The sequence below is a fragment of the Pseudomonas sp. PvP100 genome (assembly GCF_017833055.1).
In the GTDB taxonomy this organism is placed as follows: domain Bacteria; phylum Pseudomonadota; class Gammaproteobacteria; order Pseudomonadales; family Pseudomonadaceae; genus Aquipseudomonas; species Aquipseudomonas syringae.
The window spans coordinates 507,834-525,051 of record NZ_JAFIBO010000001.1; the positions used below are offsets into that span (position 1 = coordinate 507,834).

Sequence of the window (17,218 nt, forward strand, 5' to 3'; positions counted from 1 at the left end):
CGGCTCTTTAAAGCAATCACCGGCAAGCCTTCCAGCGCTCGTTTTGCTTAACACCTAAAACTTAGAAACATACTCAAAATAGAGATAAGGGGACTTAGAGTGAACAAGTCGGAACTGATTGATGCTATCGCTGCATCTGCTGATATCCCGAAAGCTGCTGCTGGCCGTGCGCTGGACGCAGTGATCGAATCCGTCACTGGCGCTCTGAAGGCTGGCGACTCGGTTGTTTTGGTTGGCTTTGGTACGTTCTCCGTGACTGATCGTCCTGCTCGCATCGGTCGCAACCCTCAGACCGGCAAGACGCTGGAAATCGCTGCTGCCAAGAAACCAGGTTTCAAAGCCGGTAAAGCTCTCAAAGAAGCTGTCAACTAAGCCTCTCGATGCCTTTGCCCGCTGGATCGGGCCTGTCCTGATCCAGTAGCGGAGCGGTGGTGCATTCGGTTGCGACACCGAAGGGTTCGAGCCCTACCGCTTCGTCAGTTACGAGAAGGCGCATCCTCGGATGCGCCTTTCTTCTATCCGCTTTCTACCCACGCTCCGCGGTTGGTTAGTCAGTACAACCGTTTTGGGGGACGCAATGCTGCAGAACATCAGGGACAATTCACAAGGCTGGATTGCCAAGACAATTATCGGACTCATCATCGCCTTGATGGCCTTCACCGGCATCGAAGCGATGTTTACCGCTACCAGCAACAAGCAGAACGCGGCTGAAGTCAACGGCGAGGACATCTCTCAGAATGAGTTGAGCCAGGCCGTCGACATGCAGCGCCGCCAGTTGGCTCAACAGCTTTCGCAACAGTTGGGCAAGGATTTCGATCCTGCCATGCTGGATGAAAAGCTGTTGCGCGAATCAGCGCTCAAGGGCCTGATCGACCGCAAGCTGCTGCTGCAAGGCGCGGCGGATGCCAAGTTCTCGTTTTCCGACGCGGCACTGGATCAGCAGCTTTTGCAGACGCCTGAGTTTCAGGTGGATGGCAAATTCAGCGCAGACCGTTTCGATCAGGTCATTCGCCAGTTGGGTTACAGCCGTCTGCAGTTCCGCCAGATGCTGGGTCAGGAAATGCTCATTGGTCAGGTGCGTGCAGGTGTTGCCGGCAGTGCCTTTGTAACCGACGCACAGGTTGAAGCCTTCGCACGCCTCGAAAAGCAGACCCGTGATTTTGCGTCGCTGACCCTGCCTGCCGATACCTCGGCGGTCAAGGTGACCGATGACGAAGTCAAGGCTCACTACGACGAGCATGCCAAGGAGTTCATGAGCCCTGAGCAGGTCGTACTCGACTACATCGAATTGAAGAAGTCGTCCTTCTTCGACAAGGTGCAGGTCAAGGACGAGGACTTGCAGGCGGCTTATCAGAAGGAAATAGCCAATCTGTCCGAACAGCGTCGTGCGGCACACATCCTGATCGAAGTGAACGACAAGCTGAATGACGAGCAGGCCAAGGCGAAGATTGAAGAAATTCAGCAGCGTCTGGCCAAGGGTGAGGATTTCGCGGCACTGGCCAAGGAATACTCGCAGGACCCTGGTTCGTCTAACAAGGGCGGTGATCTGGGCTACGCAGGCAAGGGTGTCTATGACCCGGCTTTCGAAGAGGCGCTGTATGCCTTGAACAAGGACCAGGTTTCGCAGCCGGTGCGTACCGACTTCGGCTGGCACCTGATCAAGCTGCTGGGCGTTGAAGCACCTTCGGTGCCGACCTTTGCCAGTCTGAAAGGCAAGCTGACCAACGATTTGAAATCGCAGCTGGTCGAGCAGAAGTTTGTCGAAGTGACCAAGCAACTGGAAGACTCGGCGTTTGAATCGTCGGACTTGTCCCAGCCGGCACAGGACCTGGGCCTGAAGGTTCAGACCACTGCACCGTTCGGTCGTGAAGGCGGCGAAGGCCTGACGGCCAACCGCGCGGTCATCCAGGCGGCATTCAGCCCTGAAGTGCTGGAAGAAGGCGCAAACAGCAACACGCTTGAGCTGGATCCGGAAACCGTTGTGGTGGTGCGCTCCAAAGAGCACTTGCAACCGCAGCAGTTGCCACTTGAGAGCGTTGCCAGCTCGATTCGCGCTCAACTGGTCAAGGAGCATGCTTCGGCCGCTGCCAAGGCCAAGGGCGAGGCGCTGCTGGCCGGTCTGCGTGACGGCAAGATCCCGTTGGCGGCCAAGCAGGAAGGTCGTGACTGGAAGATGATGGAAGCGGTCACTCGCAGTCAGGAAGGGGTTGACCCTCAAGTGCTGCAGACGCTGTTCCGCATGCCCAAGCCGACAGGTAAGGACAAGCCGGAGTTCGCCAGCATCACTGCGTCGGATGGCAGCTTCGTGATCGTCCGTCTCAATGGCGTCAATCAGGCGGCTGCGCCGACCGATGCCGAGAAGGCACAATATCGTCGCTTCCTTGCTTCCCGCGAGGGGCAACAGGATTTCGCGGCGTACCGTGCACAGCTGGAAAGCAAGGCGAAGATCGAGAAGTTCTAATCTCGAAACGCGCAAATAAAGAAGGCCGCTCATTGAGCGGCCTTTTTTTCGAGTCCGGGAAAGTGCCGCTCGCGAGGAGCGGCGTTTACCGTGTCACTCGTCCATGCTGCCCATCGCGGTGGTGTTGAAGCCGCCGTCGACGTACATGATTTCACCGCTGATGCCCGACGCCAGGTCAGAGCACAGGAACGCGCCGGCGTTGCCGACTTCGTCGATGGTGACGTTGCGGCGCAGGGGAGTCTGCGCTTCGTTGGCAGCCAGCATCTTGCGGAAGTTCTTGATGCCTGACGCGGCCAGGGTGCGGATCGGGCCGGCCGATACAGCATTGACGCGAGTACCTTCCGGGCCGAGGCTGCCGGCCAGGTAACGAACGCCGGCTTCCAGGCTGGCCTTGGCCATGCCCATGACGTTGTAGTTGGGCATGGTGCGCTCTGCGCCCAGGTAGGACAGGGTCAGCAGGCTGCCATTACGGCCCTTCATCATTTCGCGACCGGCCTTGGCCAGGGCCACGAAGCTGTAGGCGCTGATGTCATGAGCGATGCGGAAACCTTCGCGCGTGGTGGCTTCGGTGAAGTCGCCATCGAGCTGATCGCCAGGCGCGAAGCCGACCGAGTGAACGATCACGTCCAGGCCGTCCCATTTCTTGCTCAGCTCTTCGAAGACCTTGTTGATCTCTTCGTCGCTGGCCACGTCGCAAGGGAAGCACAGCTCAGGACCCGAACCCCAGCCTGCGGCGAACTCTTCCACACGACCCTTGAGTTTGTCGTTCTGGTAGGTGAAGGCAAGCTCTGCGCCTTCACGATGCATGGCGGCGGCAATGCCGGATGCGATGGACAGTTTACTGGCGACACCGACGATCAGGACGCGCTTACCGGCGAGAAAACCCATGTGTTGTTCCTCTTCAGGTTAATCGACAGCTACCGGCGCCAAAAAGGCGGCCTCCAGCAGCTGCTGTGTATAAGGATGTTGCGGTGCGGCGAAGATATCCTGCGCTGCACCCTGTTCGACCACTTGGCCTTGCTTGACCACCATCAACTGGTGGCTTAGCGCTTTGACGACAGCCAGGTCATGGCTGATGAACAAATACGTCAGGTTGTACTTGGTTTGCAGCGAGCGAAGCAACTCGACGACCTGACGCTGTACGGTCCGGTCGAGGGCCGAGGTCGGCTCGTCCAGCAAAATCAGCGCCGGCTTCAAGACCAGCGCACGTGCAATGGCGATCCGCTGGCGCTGGCCACCGGAGAACTCGTGAGGGTAGCGGTGCCGGGTATCCGGGTCCAGACCAACCTCTTTGAGCGCTTCGATGATCGCCGTCTGCTGTTCGGCGGCCGTACCCATGCCGTGGATTCGCAAGCCTTCGCCAACGATTTCAGACACCGACATACGCGGACTCAAACTGCCAAACGGGTCCTGAAAAACCACTTGCATCTGCCTGCGCAGCGGACGGATCTGCTGTTGCGACAAGGATTCTAGCGCGTTGCCCTTGAACCGTATGGTGCCCTGACTGCCGATCAGCCTGAGAATCGCCAGGCCCAGCGTCGATTTGCCCGAACCGCTTTCCCCCACAATACCCAGCGTTTGCCCTTCCGGCAGGCTGAAACGTATGCCGTCCACCGCCTTGACGTGGTCGACCGTGCGCTTGAGCAGGCCTTTTTTGATCGGGAACCAGACTTTCAGGTCCTCGATTTCAAGCAGCGGAGCACCCGCGGGGTTGGTCGAAGGACCGCCGCTGGGCTCGGCGCTGAGCAACACTTTGGTGTAAGGATGTTGCGGCGAACGGAACAATTCTTCGCACGATGCCTGTTCGACGATGCAACCGCGCTGCATGACACATACTCGATTGGCTATTTGCCTTACGACGTTCAGATCGTGGCTGATAAGCAGCAGTGCCATACCCAGGCGAGCCTGCAACTGCTTGAGCAATTCGAGGATCTTCAGCTGTACCGTCACATCCAGCGCGGTGGTCGGTTCATCGGCAATCAGCAGCTCGGGTTCGTTGGCCAGGGCCATGGCGATCATCACGCGCTGACGCTGGCCACCTGACAGCTCGTGTGGCAGCGCTTTGAGGCGCTTGTGTGGCTCAGGGATGCCAACCAGTTCAAGCAGCTCCAGCGTGCGCTCGGTGGCCGCCTTGCCGGTCAGGCCCTTGTGCAGGCCCAGTACCTCGTTGATCTGTTTTTCCACCGAGTGCAGCGGGTTGAGCGAGGTCATCGGCTCCTGGAAGATCATGGCGATCCGGTTGCCACGGATCGTGCGCAGTTTTTTCTCTTCCACTTTCAGCAGGTCTTCACCCGCGTAGCGGATCGTGCCGCTCGGGTGGCTGGCGATGGGGTAGGGCAGCAGGCGCAGGATCGAGTGCGCGGTCACTGACTTGCCCGAACCGCTTTCGCCGACCAGCGCAAGCGTTTCACCGCGGCGAATATCGAAGCTGATGTTCTCGACCACGCGTTGCCGTGAGTCGCCCGTCACGAACTCGACCGCCAGATCGCGGATTTCGATCAGATTGTCATTGTTCATCTTATTTCCTTGGGTCGAAAGCATCGCGGGCGGATTCGCCGATGAACACCAGCAGGCTCAGCATGATGGCCAGCACAGCGAAGGCGCTGATGCCCAGCCAGGGTGCCTGCAGGTTGGACTTACCCTGCGCTACCAGCTCGCCCAGAGACGGCGAGCCGGCGGGCAGGCCGAAGCCCAGAAAGTCCAACGCCGTCAGGGTGCCGATGGCGCCGGTGAGAATGAACGGCAGAAAGGTCATGGTCGACACCATGGCGTTGGGCAGGATGTGGCGGAACATGATCGCGCCGTTCTCCATGCCCAGCGCCCGCGCGGCCCTTACGTATTCCAGATTGCGGCCACGCAGGAACTCGGCGCGCACCACGTCCACCAGGCTCATCCAGGAAAACAGCAGCATGATGCCCAGCAACCACCAGAAGTTGGGTTGTACGAAGCTGGCGAGGATGATCAGCAGATACAGCACCGGCAGACCCGACCAGACCTCGAGGAAGCGCTGGCCCAGCAGGTCGACCCAGCCGCCATAGAAGCCCTGCAAGGCACCGGCGATGACGCCGATGATCGAGCTGAGGATGGTCAGGGTCAGGGCGAACAGTACCGAAATCCTGAAACCGTAGATCACCCGTGCCAGCACGTCACGGCCTTGATCATCGGTGCCCAGCAGGTTCTCCCGCGAAGGCGGCGCCGGGGCAGGGACTTTCAGGTCGTAGTTGATGCTCTGGTAGCTGAACGGGATGGGCGCCCACAGGGTCCAGCCATCCTTCGCGGCGAGCAGTTCCTTGATGTACGGGCTCTTGTAGTTGGCTTCCAGCGGGAACTCACCGCCGAAGGTGGTTTCCGGGTAACGCTCGAATACCGGGAAGTACCAACTGCCGTCATAACGCACGGCCAGCGGTTTGTCGTTGGCGATCAGTTCGGCGCCCAGGCTCAGGCCGAACAGAATCAGGAACAGCCACAATGACCACCAGCCACGCCTGTTGGCCTTGAAGCGTTCGAAGCGACGGCGATTGAGAGGAGACAGCTTCATATCAATGCTTCCTGCTTTCGAAGTCGATGCGCGGGTCCACGAGTGTGTAGGTGATATCACCGATCAGCTTCACCACCAGCCCCAGCAGGGTGAAGATGAACAGCGTACCGAACACCACCGGATAGTCGCGGTTGATCGCGGCTTCAAAGCTCATCAGGCCCAGGCCGTCCAGCGAGAAGATCACTTCCACCAGCAGCGAGCCGGTGAAGAAGATGCCGATGAACGCTGACGGGAAGCCGGCGATCACCAGCAGCATTGCGTTGCGAAACACATGGCCGTAGAGCACCTTGTGGTTGCTCAGGCCCTTGGCTTTGGCCGTGGTCACGTATTGCTTGCTGATTTCGTCGAGAAAGCTGTTCTTGGTCAGCAGCGTCATGGTGGCAAAGTTGCCAATCACCAGCGCGGTGACGGGCAACACCAGATGCCAGAAGTAATCGAACAGCTTGCCCAGCGTGCTCAGCTCGTCGTAGTTGTTGGAGGTCAGCCCGCGCAGTGGAAACCAATTGAAGTAGCTGCCCCCGGCAAACACCACGATCAGTAGAATCGCGAACAGGAACGCTGGAATGGCGTAGCCGACAATGATTGCCGAACTGGTCCATACGTCGAACTGGCTGCCGTGGCGCGTGGCCTTGGCAATCCCCAGCGGGATCGACACCAGGTACATGATCAGGGTGCTCCATAACCCGAGGGAAATGGACACCGGCATCTTCTCGACAATCAGGTCGATGACCTTGGCATCGCGAAAGAAGCTGTCGCCGAAATCCAGCGTGGCGTAGTTCTTGATCATGATCCACAGACGTTCCGGCGCCGACTTGTCGAAACCGTACATGCGTTCGATTTCCTTGACCAGTGCCGGGTCCAGGCCTTGCGCGCCGCGGTAGTTGGAGCCGGCCACTGATACTTCGGCGCCGCCTCCGGCAATCCGGCTGGTGGCGCCATCGAAGCCTTCGATCTTGGCGATCATCTGTTCGACCGGGCCACCGGGCGCAGCCTGAATGATGACGAAGTTGATGATCAGGATGCCAAGCAGGGTAGGGATGATCAGCAGCAGCCGTCGCAGAATATAAGCCAGCATGTTATTGCTCCGCGTTCGCAGGCTTGGCCTGATCAGGGGCTGACGGGGTCGCGGTCGCCGGTTTGACATCCGGCCTGGCCCACCAGGTCATCAGACCGATATCGGAAAGCGCTTTGGCCTTCGGATGGTCAAGGTGGTTCCAGTAAGCCACGCGCCAGGTCTTGATGTGCCAGTTCGGGACAACGTAAAAGCCCCACAGCAGCACACGATCCAGCGCCTTGGTATGGGTGATCAGGCTTTGCCGTGAGTCGGCGTTGATCAGGCCGTTGACCAGCGAGTCCACCGCAGGGTCCTTGAGGCCCATGAAGTTGCGGCTGCCCGGGTTGTCGGCGCTGGACGAGTCGAAGTACACGCGCTGCTCGTTACCGGGCGAGCTGGACTGCGGATAGCCCGTGACGATCATGTCGTAGTCGCGCGAGCGCAGGCGGTTGATGTATTGCGACACGTCGGCACGACGAATCACCAGTTCGATACCCAGGTCGCTCAGGTTGCGCTTGTAAGGCAGCAGAATGCGCTCGAACTCGGTCTGGGCAATCAGAAACTCGATTTTTATCGGGTTGCCCTGCGCGTCGACCATCTTGTCGTCGACGATCTTCCAGCCCGCTTCCTGCAACAGCTGGAAGGCCCGACGCTGCTGCGGCCGGATCATGCCGCTGCCATCGGTAACCGGCAGGGTGAAGGGTTCGCTGAACACGCGATCCGGAATCTTGCCGCGCAATGGCTCGAGAAGCTTGAGTTCTTCCGCAGACGGCAGGCCGCTGGCGGCCATTTCCGAGTTGTCGAAATAGCTTTTGGTGCGGCTGTACGAGCCGTTGAACAGCTGTTTGTTGGTCCACTCGAAGTCCAGCAGCAGAGTCAGCGCCTCGCGGACCCTGACGTCCTGAAACACAGGTTTGCGCAGGTTGAAGACAAAACCCTGCATGCCGGTCGGGTTGCCGTTGGGCAGCTCTTCCTTGATCAGCCTGCCGTCGCGCACTGCGGGCGTGTCGTAGGCGGTCGCCCAGTTCTTGGCACTGGTTTCGATCCAATAGTCGAATTGCCCGGCCTTGCCGGCCTCCAGCGCTACCGTATTGTCGCGGTAGTAGTCGGTCGTCAGTACGTCGAAGTTGTAGAAGCCCTTGTTGATCGGCAAGTCCTTTGCCCAGTAATCCTTGACCCGCTCATAACTCACCGAACGACCGGCCTTCACGTCGGCGACCTTGTAAGGTCCGCTGCCCAGCGGGAAGTCCAGGTTGCCCTTGCTGAAGTCGCGATCAGCCCAGAAATGCTTGGGCAGCACTGGCAACTGACCAAGGATCAACGGTAACTCGCGGCTGCCCTTGTGCTTGAATTTGAACAGCACGCGCAACGGATCTTCGACGATGACCTGATCGACGTCGGCGTAGTAGCCCTTGTACATGGGCGAGCCGTGCTCCATGAGGGTCTTGAAGCTGAACTCGACATCGTCGGCGCGGATCGGGTGACCGTCATGAAAACGCGCCTCGGGGCGCAGATAGAAACGCACCCAGCTGTTGTCCGGGGATTTCTCGATCTTGCCGGCGACGAGTCCGTATTCGGTGAACGGTTCATCCAGGCTCGAGCGGGCCAGGGTGTCGTAGATCAGACCAATGTCGTCTGCCGGTACACCTTTGTTGATGAACGGGTTGAGACTGTCGAAGCCGCCGAAGCCTGCCTGGCGCAGCGTGCCGCCCTTGGGGGCATCCGGGTTCACGTAGTCGAAATGTTTGAAATCAGCCGGGTACTTCGGCGCTTCGTCATACAGTGTCACGCCATGCTGAGGCGCAGCCTGTACCGTGCAGGCGAGGCTGGCCAGCAGCAGGCCGACTGCCTGCGAGCGCAGGGAGTGCAGAGGGTTCATCGGGGCTTCTCCAGAGTCTTGAGCCACCACGCACGCAGCCCCAGGGTGTAGGGCGGGGTAGTGACCATGGCGAATCGGTTGCGATAGGCAAGCCGATGATTGTTCAGGTACCAGTTGGGAATGCTGTAGTGCTGAGACAGCAGGACACGGTCCAGCGCCCGCGCTGCGGCGACCTGGTCGTCCCGGGTCTGCGCGGCCAGCAGCTTGTTCAGCAGGACATCGACCACCGGGTTGGCGATACCCGCGTAGTTCTTGCTGCCGTTGATCGCGGCCTGACTGGAATGGAAGTACTGCCACTGCTCCAGACCGGGGCTCAGGGTCTGCTGCAGGGTCATCAGAATCATGTCGAAATCGAAACGGTCCAGACGTTGCTTGTACTGGGCGCGGTCGACGGTGCGCAGCCCTGCAATGATCCCCAGGCGGCGCAGGTCTTCGATGTAGGGCTGCAGAATGCGTTCGAGGTTGGGGTTGACCAGCAGGATCTCGAAGCGCAACGGTTGCTTGTCGGCATTGAGCAAACCCTTGTCCGAGAGTGTCCAGCCAGCCTCGGCAAGCAGCTTCAGGGCCTTGCGCAAGGTTTCGCGCGGGATCCCGCCGCCATCGGTTTTTGACGGGCTGAACGGCTGGGTGAACAGGCTGGCGGGCAACTGATCGCGGTAGGGTGCCAAGAGCAGCCATTCGGCCCCGGTCGGCAGGCCCGTCGCGGAAAATTCGCTGTTGGGGTAGTAACTGGTCGAACGGTCATAGGCGTCGCTGAACAGCGTGCGGTTGGTCCATTCGAAATTGAACAGCAGCCCTAAGGCCTCGCGCACGCGGATGTCGGCGAAGGCGGCGCGCCGGGTGTTCATGAACAGGCCCTGGGTCTGGGTTGGTATGCGGTGCGGAATCTGCGCCTTGATCACCTGACCGCTGGCGACTGCGGGGAAGTCATAGCCATTGGCCCAGTTCTTGGCCTGATGCTCGATGTAGATGTCGAATTCACCCGCCTTGAACGCTTCGAACGCCACGTCGCTGTCGCGGTAGAACTCGACCTCGACCCGATCGAAATTGTATTTGCCGCGGTTGACCGGCAAGTCCTTGCCCCAGTAATCCTTGACCCGCTCGAACACCAGTTGCCGACCCGGCTGCACGCGGGTGATGCGGTAGGGGCCACTGCCCAGCGGCGGTTCGAAGGTGGTCGCCTTGAAGTCCCTGTCCTTCCAGTAGTGCTGCGGCAACACCGGCAGTTCGCCCAGGCGCAGGATCAGCAGCGGGTTGCCGGAGCGCTTGAAGACAAACCGGATGCGATGACGATTAAGGATGTCGACGCGCTGCACTTCCTGCAAGGCGGTGCGGTATTGAGGGTGACCGTCCTTAAGCAGTGTCCGGTAGGAAAACGCCACGTCGTAGGCGGTGATCGGCTTGCCGTCATGGAAGCGCGCCTGCGGGCGCAGGTTGAACACCACCCAGCTGCGGTCCTCGCTATATTCCACGGACTGGGCGATCAGCCCGTAACTGGAGGTTGGTTCATCGCCGGACGGGTCGTACTGGCCTGTGCCGACCATCAGCGGTTCGTTCAGCTCGTTGACGCCATACTGCAGGAAGTTGCCGGTCGAGACCGGGCTACTGCCCTTGAATGTGTAGGGGTTGAGCGTGTCGAACGTGCCGAAGGCCATCATTCTCAGGGTGCCACCTTTCGGCGCCTCGGGATTGACCCAGTCGAAATGAGTGAAGCTGGCCGGGTACTTGAGAACACCAAACTGCGCGTAACCATGACTTTCAGTGATGGATGCGTTGGCGCAGAAGCTCAAGGCCAGGCTGAGGGTTAGCAGGAAGGGACGTATCACGATCCAGGCGGCTTGGGCTTTCGGGTCGCTAACAGTAACAGCTTGTTCCAGCTGGAAAAAGACTGCAGGTGATGGCGCTGCCAGGGCTGCGTCGGCCACCCGCCCCAAGGTTGTTGAAGGGCAAGTGGCCGCGCTCATCAATGTGGCAGGTAAACGGTCAGGGTCTGGCCGGGTTTGAGAGCCTGACCGCTACGCGGATTCCAGCGCTTGAGATGTTGCATCTCGACGTTGAAGCGCTTGGCGACCAGGTACATCGAGTCGCCTTTCTGGATCTTGTACTGCATGGATTTCTTTTCGCTGTCCTTGCCACCGGTGCTGGCGACCGCCTTGCTGGCCGCTTTGCCGGCAGGCTTGCTGGTGTCCTGCATGACCAGCGTCTGGCCGACCTTGAGCTTTTTGCCGGTCAGCTTGTTCCAGCGTTGCAGGTCTTCGACATCGACCTTATTGGCTTGCGCAATGTTGGTCAGGTTGTCACCGCTGCGTACCTTGTAACTACGGGTACGTGACGGCCTGTCGTTGCTGGCCAGCGCTTCGAACACGGGCTGTGAATTCTGCATGCCCGGCTTGACCGGTATGCTCAGCGACTGACCGACCTTCAAACGGTTGCCGGACAGCTTGTTATTGCCTTTGAGCGAGCTGACCGTGACCTGGTAACGACTGGCCAGGCTTTCCAGGGTATCGCCCTTGCGCACCCGGTAAGGCTGCCAGGCGACCAGTTCTTCCTGCTTCATGGTTAGCAGGCTGGCCGTCAGCAGTTGCGCCTTGGAGGTGGGCACCAGCAGGTGCTGTGGGCCATCGACGGTCAGGCGCTTCTTGTAGGCAGGGTTGAGCTGGATAAGCTCGTCTTCGTCGATATCGGCGGCGCTGGCCACCTTGGACAGGTCGACACGCTTGTTGAGCTCGACGACTTCGAAGTAAGGCTGGTTGGCGATCGGGTTCAGATTGACGCCGTAAGCTTCCGGCGACAGCACCACCTGGGACAGGGCCAGCAGCTTGGGCACGTAATCGCGGGTTTCCTGCGGCAGCGGCAGGTTCCAGTAGTCGGTCGGCAGGTTGAGCTTGTCATTGCGCTCGATGGCACGGCTCACCGTGCCTTCGCCGGCATTGTAGGCTGCCAGGGCCAGCAACCAGTCACCGTTGAACATGTCATGCAAGCGGGTCAGGTAATCCAGTGCCGCAACGGTCGACGCCTGGATATCGCGACGTCCGTCATAAAAGCTGGTCTGGCGCAGGTTGAAGTAACGACCGGTCGACGGGATGAACTGCCAGAGGCCGACCGCCTGACTGCGCGAAACGGCCATCGGGTTATAGGCGCTTTCGATGACCGGAAGCAGCGCCAGCTCCAGCGGCATGTTGCGTTCTTCAAGGCGCTCGACGATGTAGTGCATGTACAGGCTGCCGCGCTCGCCAGCGTTTTCCAGAAAGGAAGGGTTGTTGGCGAACCACAGGCGCTGTTGATCGATGCGGGGGTTCTGATCGTTGCCTTGTTGCAGTTGAAAGCCCTGACGCATGCGCTCCCAGACATCCTGTGGAGGTGCGAGAGGGGTGGCAGGCTTGTGCGACAGGAAAATCGGTTTTTGCTTGATTCCGGCGGCCAGGTTAGGCGCGCGATGATTGCTGGCCGGGTCGACACTGGCGGTGCTCTGGCAACCGGCCAGAAGGGCACTCGCGGTGACGGCCATGGCCTGAGCCAACCGAGTCAATGCGTCCGAATGTGAAGGCTTGCTGGTAGATGACGACATTGTTCGGGGGGTACATCCAGACGAAAATGTCGGGCGATTCTAGGAAGCGGCCTGCCGTCGGTCAACCTTTCAGAATTTTATTGCGGTTTTAGGGTCGGGTCAGAACTTATCTTTCCATGCCCTCAGGCTTGCAAAGACCGCACTCTGCGAGGTGTTTTGCCCGCCGCTCCGTTCGTCCGCTTTTTCTTTAACGGATGTTTCCCCGGTACGCAGGAACGGATTGGTGCGTTTTTCCAGTGCCAGATTCGACGGAAGACTGATGCGATTTTCGCTGCGCCAGCGGGTCACTTCGGCCAGGCGTTCGGCAATATCGACATTGTCCGGCTCGACAGCCTGTGCAAAGCGCAGATTGCTCAGCGTGTATTCGTGAGCGCAGTAGATCAGTGTGCTGTCCGGCAGTTCGGCCAGGCGGCCGAGAGAATCATGCATCTGTTGCGGCGTACCCTCGAACAGCCGTCCACAGCCGGCTGCAAATAGCGTGTCGCCGCTGAACAGCAGGGGGGGCGTGGCATCCTCATGATAAAACGCGATATGCCCCAGCGTGTGGCCTGGAACCGCATGCACCACAAATTCCAGGCCCAGCACGGTCAGTCGGTCATTGTCGACCAGCGCGATGTCGCGCGCCGGTATGTTCTCGGCCGCTGGACCCAGCACACGCGCCGCGGTCAACTGCTTGAGTTCCGCGACACCGCCCACATGATCATTGTGGTGGTGCGTGATCAGGATATCGGTCAGCCGGTAATCGGGATTCTGCGCCAGCCAGCCCAGCACCGGCTTTGCGTCGCCCGGATCGACGACAGCGCACTGCTGGCTCGAAAGGTCTTGTAACAACCATATGTAGTTGTCATTGAAAGCAGGAAGGGCGTGGATCTGTATCATGGCGCAGTTCGCATAGCGGCAGACAATGGTGCATCTTAGAGTCTGTTGCCGCTGTATGCGAGCACCTCTGGAGGAGAACTCATGACCGATGAAGCGTTCGCTCAGGCTGATCCTGAGTGGCTTGCATTGATCCGCGCTGCCCGTGAATGGCTTTCCGGGCCGCTCGGGCAGCTTCTGCTCGAAGAGGAGCGGCGCATTCTCGACGAAGAACTGGGGCGGTATTTCGGTGGCTATCTGGTGCATTACGGCCCATCGGCGCAAAGCCCGCCGGTGGCTCCCCAAGTGCAGCGCAATGTACGTCTTGGTGCGCCGTTACCGGGTGTCGAGATCGTCTGTGAGGAACAGGCGTGGCCATTGAGTGAGCACGCGGCCGATGTCGTGGTACTGCAACATGGCCTGGATTTCTGCCTGTCGCCCCATGGCCTGTTGCGTGAAGCGGCCAGCAGCGTGCGGCCGGGCGGGCACTTGCTGATTATCGGCATCAACCCCTGGAGCACCTGGGGCATACGCCACGTTTTCGCTCGGGATGCGCTGCGCAAGGCGCGCTGCATTTCATCCTCGCGAGTCGCTGACTGGCTGAACCTGCTGGGCTTCGCGCTGGAGAAACGACGCTTCGGATGCTATCGTCCGCCCCTTGCTTCAGCAGCATGGCAGTCGCGTCTTGCAGGGCTTGAACGCCTTGGCGAGGGACGTCAGAGTCCTGGTGGCGGCTTCTATGTACTGGTGGCGCGCAAACTGGTGGTAGGCCTCAGGCCCTTGCGTCAGGTGCGCCGTGACCCTATCGGCAAGCTGATCCCCATGCCGATGGCCAAGGTCAGCCGCAACATTCAGGACCAGGCTTGAATAACGCCTTGCTGCACATGAAGCCCATCATTCTGGAAAGGTCGTAATGAGCGATAGCGTTGAACTCTTCACCGACGGTGCCTGCAAGGGTAATCCGGGCCCGGGCGGTTGGGGGGCCCTGCTGATATGCAAGGGCGTCGAAAAAGAGTTGTGGGGTGGCGAAGCCAATACCACCAACAACCGGATGGAACTGACCGGTGCGATTCGCGGGCTTGAAGAACTCAAGCGCCCCTGCGAAGTGACACTGGTGACCGACTCTCAGTACGTGATGAAAGGCATTACCGAGTGGATGGTCAACTGGAAGAAGCGCGGCTGGAAAACCGCCGCCAAGGAGCCGGTCAAAAATGCCGATCTGTGGCAGCTCCTGGATGAACAGGTCAGTCGCCATACGGTGAAATGGCAGTGGGTGCGTGGGCATATCGGCCACCCTGGCAACGAGCGTGCCGACCAGCTCGCCAACCGTGGCGTCGACGAAGTGCGCGGCATCCGGCACGGCTAGACGCGCACGGGCTTGCAACGGCCGCTGCGTGCTAGAATCGCGGCCTGTACATGAGGCAACAGTCAATGGCATTGCAAAACCTGGATAACAGATCCATCGTCCTCGATACCGAAACCACCGGTATGCCGGTGACGGATGGTCACCGCATCGTCGAGATCGGTTGTGTCGAGTTGATCGGTCGCCGCCTGACCGGTCGGCATTTTCACGTTTACCTGCAACCTGATCGCGAAAGTGACGAAGGCGCGATCGGTGTTCACGGTATCACCAACGAATTTCTGGTCGGCAAGCCGCGGTTTGCCGAAGTCGCCGATGAATTCTTCGAGTTCATCAAGGGCGCGCAGCTGATCATTCACAACGCAGCGTTCGACGTTGGCTTCATCAACAACGAATTTGCCTTGATGGGGTCGCAGGACAGGGCTGATATCACTCAGCACTGTTCGGTTCTCGACACCCTGATGATGGCGCGAGAGCGCCACCCGGGGCAGCGTAACAGTCTGGATGCACTGTGCAAGCGCTACGGCGTCGATAACTCGGGCCGTGAGCTGCACGGCGCATTGCTCGACTCCGAGATTCTGGCAGACGTCTACCTGGCGATGACCGGCGGGCAGACCAGCCTGTCGCTGGCTGGTAATGCCTCCGATGGCAATGGCTCGGGCGAAGGCTCCGGCAACCGTGCCAGCGAAATTCGCCGTCTGCCGGCAGATCGCAAGCCTTGCCGCATTATTCGCGCCTCTGAAAGTGAACTGGCCGAGCACGAAGTGCGTATGAGCACCATCGCCAAGGCTTGCGGTGCTCCTCCGCTCTGGGTACAGATGCTGGAAGCCGGAGCACAGGCATCTTCCTGACAGCAAGCGGCAAAGGTGAAATGAACGTGGCACATCCTGCTTTGAGCATTCGGGTTGCAGACGAATGCTTCGAGGACTACATCCTCAATAGCGAATTCACGTTTACAGTGCTTGGCTATGCCCAGCCGATCATCGGCGAGTGCGTGGATTCATGGCCGGTCGAGCTGGTCGAGCCCTACAGCAAGAATTATGGTATCGACTCTCAGGAGTTTGCCGATCATCGTGACGCCGCCACCAGTTCGGTGATGGTCGCCTGGCTGGATGACCACCCCGTCGGCCATATTGTGATGAGCACTCACTGGAGCGGCTTCGCCTACATCGATGAACTGGCGGTAGACGAGTCGGCGCGCCGTCATGGCGTCGCACGTTCATTGCTCGATGCCGCGCAATTCTGGACTCGCAAGCGCAGTCTGCCGGGTATCGTTCTGGAAACGCAGAACAATAATCTGGGCGCCTGCAGGCTGTACGAGAGTTGCGGGTACGTGGTTGGCGGGGTGGATCACATGCGCTATCGAGGCATTGATCCGAACACTCGTGAAACAGCGATCTTCTGGTATCTGATCTTTTCGGACTAACAGCTTCCCGCTGGCGGTGTAGCCAAAGCGGGAATGCTGCCGTTATTACGTGGGTGTACGGGTAATTTTTATGCCCGATTGCACCAGCTCGAAGTCCTCACCACCCAAATGCTTGACCCGGTCGCCGATTGCCAGCCTGTAGGTGATCACCGGCTGCCCGCCCTGCGCCTCATTCGGCTGCGATTCCTGGAACTCATGAACCGGATAAACGCGACCTTCGGCGTCCCTGGCATGAAATTGTCCGACGAGAACTGAAGCCATTTGCTCTGTAACCTCTGAAACTGAATATAACTGCTGGTTTACGAATCCATCGAGGCTAGTAGACCACTGATCTATAGGTGAGTTTGCCTTTGAGGGAAAAAATAATCCCTGCTGTTCAAGTGCGTAGGGAATTGACTGGCGCACAGGTCGTCTAAACCCGGCTTCTGTTCTATACCTAACCTTCCCTTGAATCAGATGACGGATATTTCCATGAGCCAGGTTCACACCATTGCCGTATTGGTCGGCAGTCTGCGAAAAGAGTCCATCAACCGCAAGATCGCGCTTGCTCTGGCAGAACTGGCACCTGCCAGCCTGAAACTGAATATCGTCGAGATTGGTGACTTGCCGTTGTACAACGAAGACATCGATGGCGACTCACCGCCGCCTGCATACACCACCTTTCGTGAGCAACTGGGCGCTGCCGACGGCGTGCTGTTTGTTACCCCGGAGTACAACCGCTCGGTGCCGGGTGCCCTGAAGAACGCTATCGACGTGGGCTCGCGCCCCTACGGCAAAAGTGCCTTCAGCGGCAAGCCGGGCGCAGTGATCAGTGCCTCGCCGGGTGCTGTCGGTGGCTTTGGTGCCAACCATCACCTGCGCCAATCGCTGGTGTTTCTGGACGTGCTGTGCCTTCAGCAGCCCGAAGCCTACCTGGGCGGTGCCGGGAGCTTTTTCGACGAGTCCGGCGCACTGTCCGATAAAACCAGGCCCTTCCTGCAGAAGTTCATCGATGCCTTCGCCGCTTGGGTCGACAAGAACGGCAGGGCTGCCGACAACTGATTTTTTAACGAAGCGCGTCTGCCGATGGATTGCTTT

General features: G+C 59.4%; 17 protein-coding genes. 7 read left to right on the forward strand and 10 right to left on the reverse strand.

All coding sequences use genetic code 11. The features are described 5' to 3' along the window. The first annotated feature begins 99 nt into the window (after positions 1-99). Positions 100-372 carry an HU family DNA-binding protein gene (locus JOE39_RS02340; protein ID WP_002552737.1) on the forward strand — a complete coding sequence of 91 codons (273 nt, stop codon included), beginning with the start codon at positions 100-102 and terminating at the stop codon, positions 370-372. Here the strand turns inward: JOE39_RS02340 and JOE39_RS26460 are convergent. After that, complete coding sequence (locus JOE39_RS26460) at positions 365-496, reverse strand: hypothetical protein (protein WP_010425731.1); 132 nt, start codon at positions 494-496, stop codon at positions 365-367. The two genes, JOE39_RS02340 and JOE39_RS26460, sit on opposite strands and share 8 nt — an antisense overlap. Positions 497-577: 81 nt before the next feature. On the opposite strand from JOE39_RS26460, the gene JOE39_RS02345 reads away from it, so the two are divergent. After that, on the forward strand, positions 578-2,461 hold the full coding sequence (locus tag JOE39_RS02345; protein WP_003315271.1) for a SurA N-terminal domain-containing protein: 1,884 nt from the start codon (positions 578-580) through the stop codon (positions 2,459-2,461). Positions 2,462-2,554: 93 nt separating this feature from the next. Here the strand turns inward: JOE39_RS02345 and fabI are convergent, their stop codons facing one another. From fabI to gloB, 8 genes are all read right to left on the reverse strand, one after another. After that, positions 2,555-3,349 (reverse strand): enoyl-ACP reductase FabI, encoded by a 795-nt coding sequence (gene fabI, locus JOE39_RS02350; protein ID WP_003368564.1) that lies wholly within the window; start codon positions 3,347-3,349, stop codon positions 2,555-2,557. Positions 3,350-3,367: 18 nt separating this feature from the next. Then, complete coding sequence (locus JOE39_RS02355) at positions 3,368-4,978, reverse strand: ABC transporter ATP-binding protein (protein WP_016567612.1); 1,611 nt, start codon at positions 4,976-4,978, stop codon at positions 3,368-3,370. A 1-nt stretch (position 4,979) separates the two neighbouring features. Next, on the reverse strand, positions 4,980-5,999 hold the full coding sequence (locus tag JOE39_RS02360) for an ABC transporter permease (RefSeq protein ID WP_003315267.1): 1,020 nt from the start codon (positions 5,997-5,999) through the stop codon (positions 4,980-4,982). 1 nt (position 6,000) lies between these two features. Next, positions 6,001-7,074 carry a microcin C ABC transporter permease YejB gene (locus JOE39_RS02365; RefSeq protein ID WP_003409733.1) on the reverse strand — a complete coding sequence of 358 codons (1,074 nt, stop codon included), beginning with the start codon at positions 7,072-7,074 and terminating at the stop codon, positions 6,001-6,003. Position 7,075: 1 nt separating this feature from the next. Beyond that, a complete protein-coding gene (locus tag JOE39_RS02370) occupies positions 7,076-8,932 on the reverse strand; it encodes an extracellular solute-binding protein (RefSeq protein ID WP_210077957.1) in 1,857 nt (618 codons plus the stop codon). Beyond that, on the reverse strand, positions 8,929-10,758 hold the full coding sequence (locus JOE39_RS02375) for an extracellular solute-binding protein (protein WP_024664900.1): 1,830 nt from the start codon (positions 10,756-10,758) through the stop codon (positions 8,929-8,931). Before JOE39_RS02375 ends, JOE39_RS02370 begins: the two co-directional genes overlap by 4 nt. Before the next feature lie 137 nt (positions 10,759-10,895). Beyond that, a complete protein-coding gene (locus JOE39_RS02380) occupies positions 10,896-12,500 on the reverse strand; it encodes a LysM peptidoglycan-binding domain-containing protein (protein WP_024662022.1) in 1,605 nt (534 codons plus the stop codon). A gap of 99 nt (positions 12,501-12,599) precedes the next feature. Further along, positions 12,600-13,379: a hydroxyacylglutathione hydrolase gene (gene gloB / locus JOE39_RS02385; protein WP_024662021.1), complete on the reverse strand. Its 780-nt coding sequence runs from the start codon at positions 13,377-13,379 to the stop codon at positions 12,600-12,602. A gap of 81 nt (positions 13,380-13,460) precedes the next feature. Here gloB and JOE39_RS02390 point away from each other — a divergent pair, with 81 nt between their 5' ends. The 4 genes from JOE39_RS02390 (at position 13,461) to JOE39_RS02405 (ending at position 16,141) form a co-directional block, all read left to right on the forward strand. Beyond that, complete coding sequence (locus JOE39_RS02390) at positions 13,461-14,222, forward strand: methyltransferase domain-containing protein (protein WP_003315257.1); 762 nt, start codon at positions 13,461-13,463, stop codon at positions 14,220-14,222. A gap of 46 nt (positions 14,223-14,268) precedes the next feature. Then, complete coding sequence (rnhA, locus tag JOE39_RS02395; protein ID WP_003390623.1) at positions 14,269-14,721, forward strand: ribonuclease HI; 453 nt, start codon at positions 14,269-14,271, stop codon at positions 14,719-14,721. A gap of 65 nt (positions 14,722-14,786) precedes the next feature. Further along, the gene (dnaQ, locus tag JOE39_RS02400) at positions 14,787-15,566 is read left to right on the forward strand and encodes a DNA polymerase III subunit epsilon (RefSeq protein WP_003390621.1); all 780 of its coding nucleotides are present in this window, start codon (positions 14,787-14,789) and stop codon (positions 15,564-15,566) included. Positions 15,567-15,586: 20 nt separating this feature from the next. Next, positions 15,587-16,141, forward strand: a complete 555-nt coding sequence (locus tag JOE39_RS02405; RefSeq protein WP_003304334.1) for a GNAT family N-acetyltransferase — start codon at positions 15,587-15,589, stop codon at positions 16,139-16,141. A 45-nt stretch (positions 16,142-16,186) separates the two neighbouring features. On the opposite strand, the gene JOE39_RS02410 is transcribed toward JOE39_RS02405, so the two are convergent. Then, the gene (locus tag JOE39_RS02410; protein ID WP_003342876.1) at positions 16,187-16,402 is read right to left on the reverse strand and encodes a hypothetical protein; all 216 of its coding nucleotides are present in this window, start codon (positions 16,400-16,402) and stop codon (positions 16,187-16,189) included. 210 nt (positions 16,403-16,612) lie between these two features. Here JOE39_RS02410 and JOE39_RS02415 point away from each other — a divergent pair, with 210 nt between their 5' ends. Beyond that, entirely contained in the window at positions 16,613-17,182 is a 570-nt protein-coding gene (locus tag JOE39_RS02415) for an NADPH-dependent FMN reductase (protein WP_010425750.1), read from the forward strand. Positions 17,183-17,218 lie beyond the last annotated feature (36 nt).

What these genes read in the sequence shown, in the direction of transcription:
- JOE39_RS26460 (WP_010425731.1), bottom strand. Translation starts at nt 496, where the DNA reads ATGCGCCTTCTCGTAACTGACGAAGCGGTAGGGCTCGAACCCTTCGGT.
- JOE39_RS02345 (WP_003315271.1), top strand. Translation starts at nt 578, where the DNA reads ATGCTGCAGAACATCAGGGACAATTCACAAGGCTGGATTGCCAAGACA.
- fabI (WP_003368564.1), bottom strand. Translation starts at nt 3,349, where the DNA reads ATGGGTTTTCTCGCCGGTAAGCGCGTCCTGATCGTCGGTGTCGCCAGT.
- JOE39_RS02355 (WP_016567612.1), bottom strand. Translation starts at nt 4,978, where the DNA reads ATGAACAATGACAATCTGATCGAAATCCGCGATCTGGCGGTCGAGTTC.
- JOE39_RS02360 (WP_003315267.1), bottom strand. Translation starts at nt 5,999, where the DNA reads ATGAAGCTGTCTCCTCTCAATCGCCGTCGCTTCGAACGCTTCAAGGCC.
- JOE39_RS02365 (WP_003409733.1), bottom strand. Translation starts at nt 7,074, where the DNA reads ATGCTGGCTTATATTCTGCGACGGCTGCTGCTGATCATCCCTACCCTG.
- JOE39_RS02370 (WP_210077957.1), bottom strand. Translation starts at nt 8,932, where the DNA reads ATGAACCCTCTGCACTCCCTGCGCTCGCAGGCAGTCGGCCTGCTGCTG.
- JOE39_RS02380 (WP_024662022.1), bottom strand. Translation starts at nt 12,500, where the DNA reads ATGTCGTCATCTACCAGCAAGCCTTCACATTCGGACGCATTGACTCGG.
- gloB (WP_024662021.1), bottom strand. Translation starts at nt 13,379, where the DNA reads ATGATACAGATCCACGCCCTTCCTGCTTTCAATGACAACTACATATGG.
- JOE39_RS02390 (WP_003315257.1), top strand. Translation starts at nt 13,461, where the DNA reads ATGACCGATGAAGCGTTCGCTCAGGCTGATCCTGAGTGGCTTGCATTG.
- rnhA (WP_003390623.1), top strand. Translation starts at nt 14,269, where the DNA reads ATGAGCGATAGCGTTGAACTCTTCACCGACGGTGCCTGCAAGGGTAAT.
- dnaQ (WP_003390621.1), top strand. Translation starts at nt 14,787, where the DNA reads ATGGCATTGCAAAACCTGGATAACAGATCCATCGTCCTCGATACCGAA.
- JOE39_RS02405 (WP_003304334.1), top strand. Translation starts at nt 15,587, where the DNA reads ATGAACGTGGCACATCCTGCTTTGAGCATTCGGGTTGCAGACGAATGC.
- JOE39_RS02410 (WP_003342876.1), bottom strand. Translation starts at nt 16,402, where the DNA reads ATGGCTTCAGTTCTCGTCGGACAATTTCATGCCAGGGACGCCGAAGGT.
- JOE39_RS02415 (WP_010425750.1), top strand. Translation starts at nt 16,613, where the DNA reads ATGAGCCAGGTTCACACCATTGCCGTATTGGTCGGCAGTCTGCGAAAA.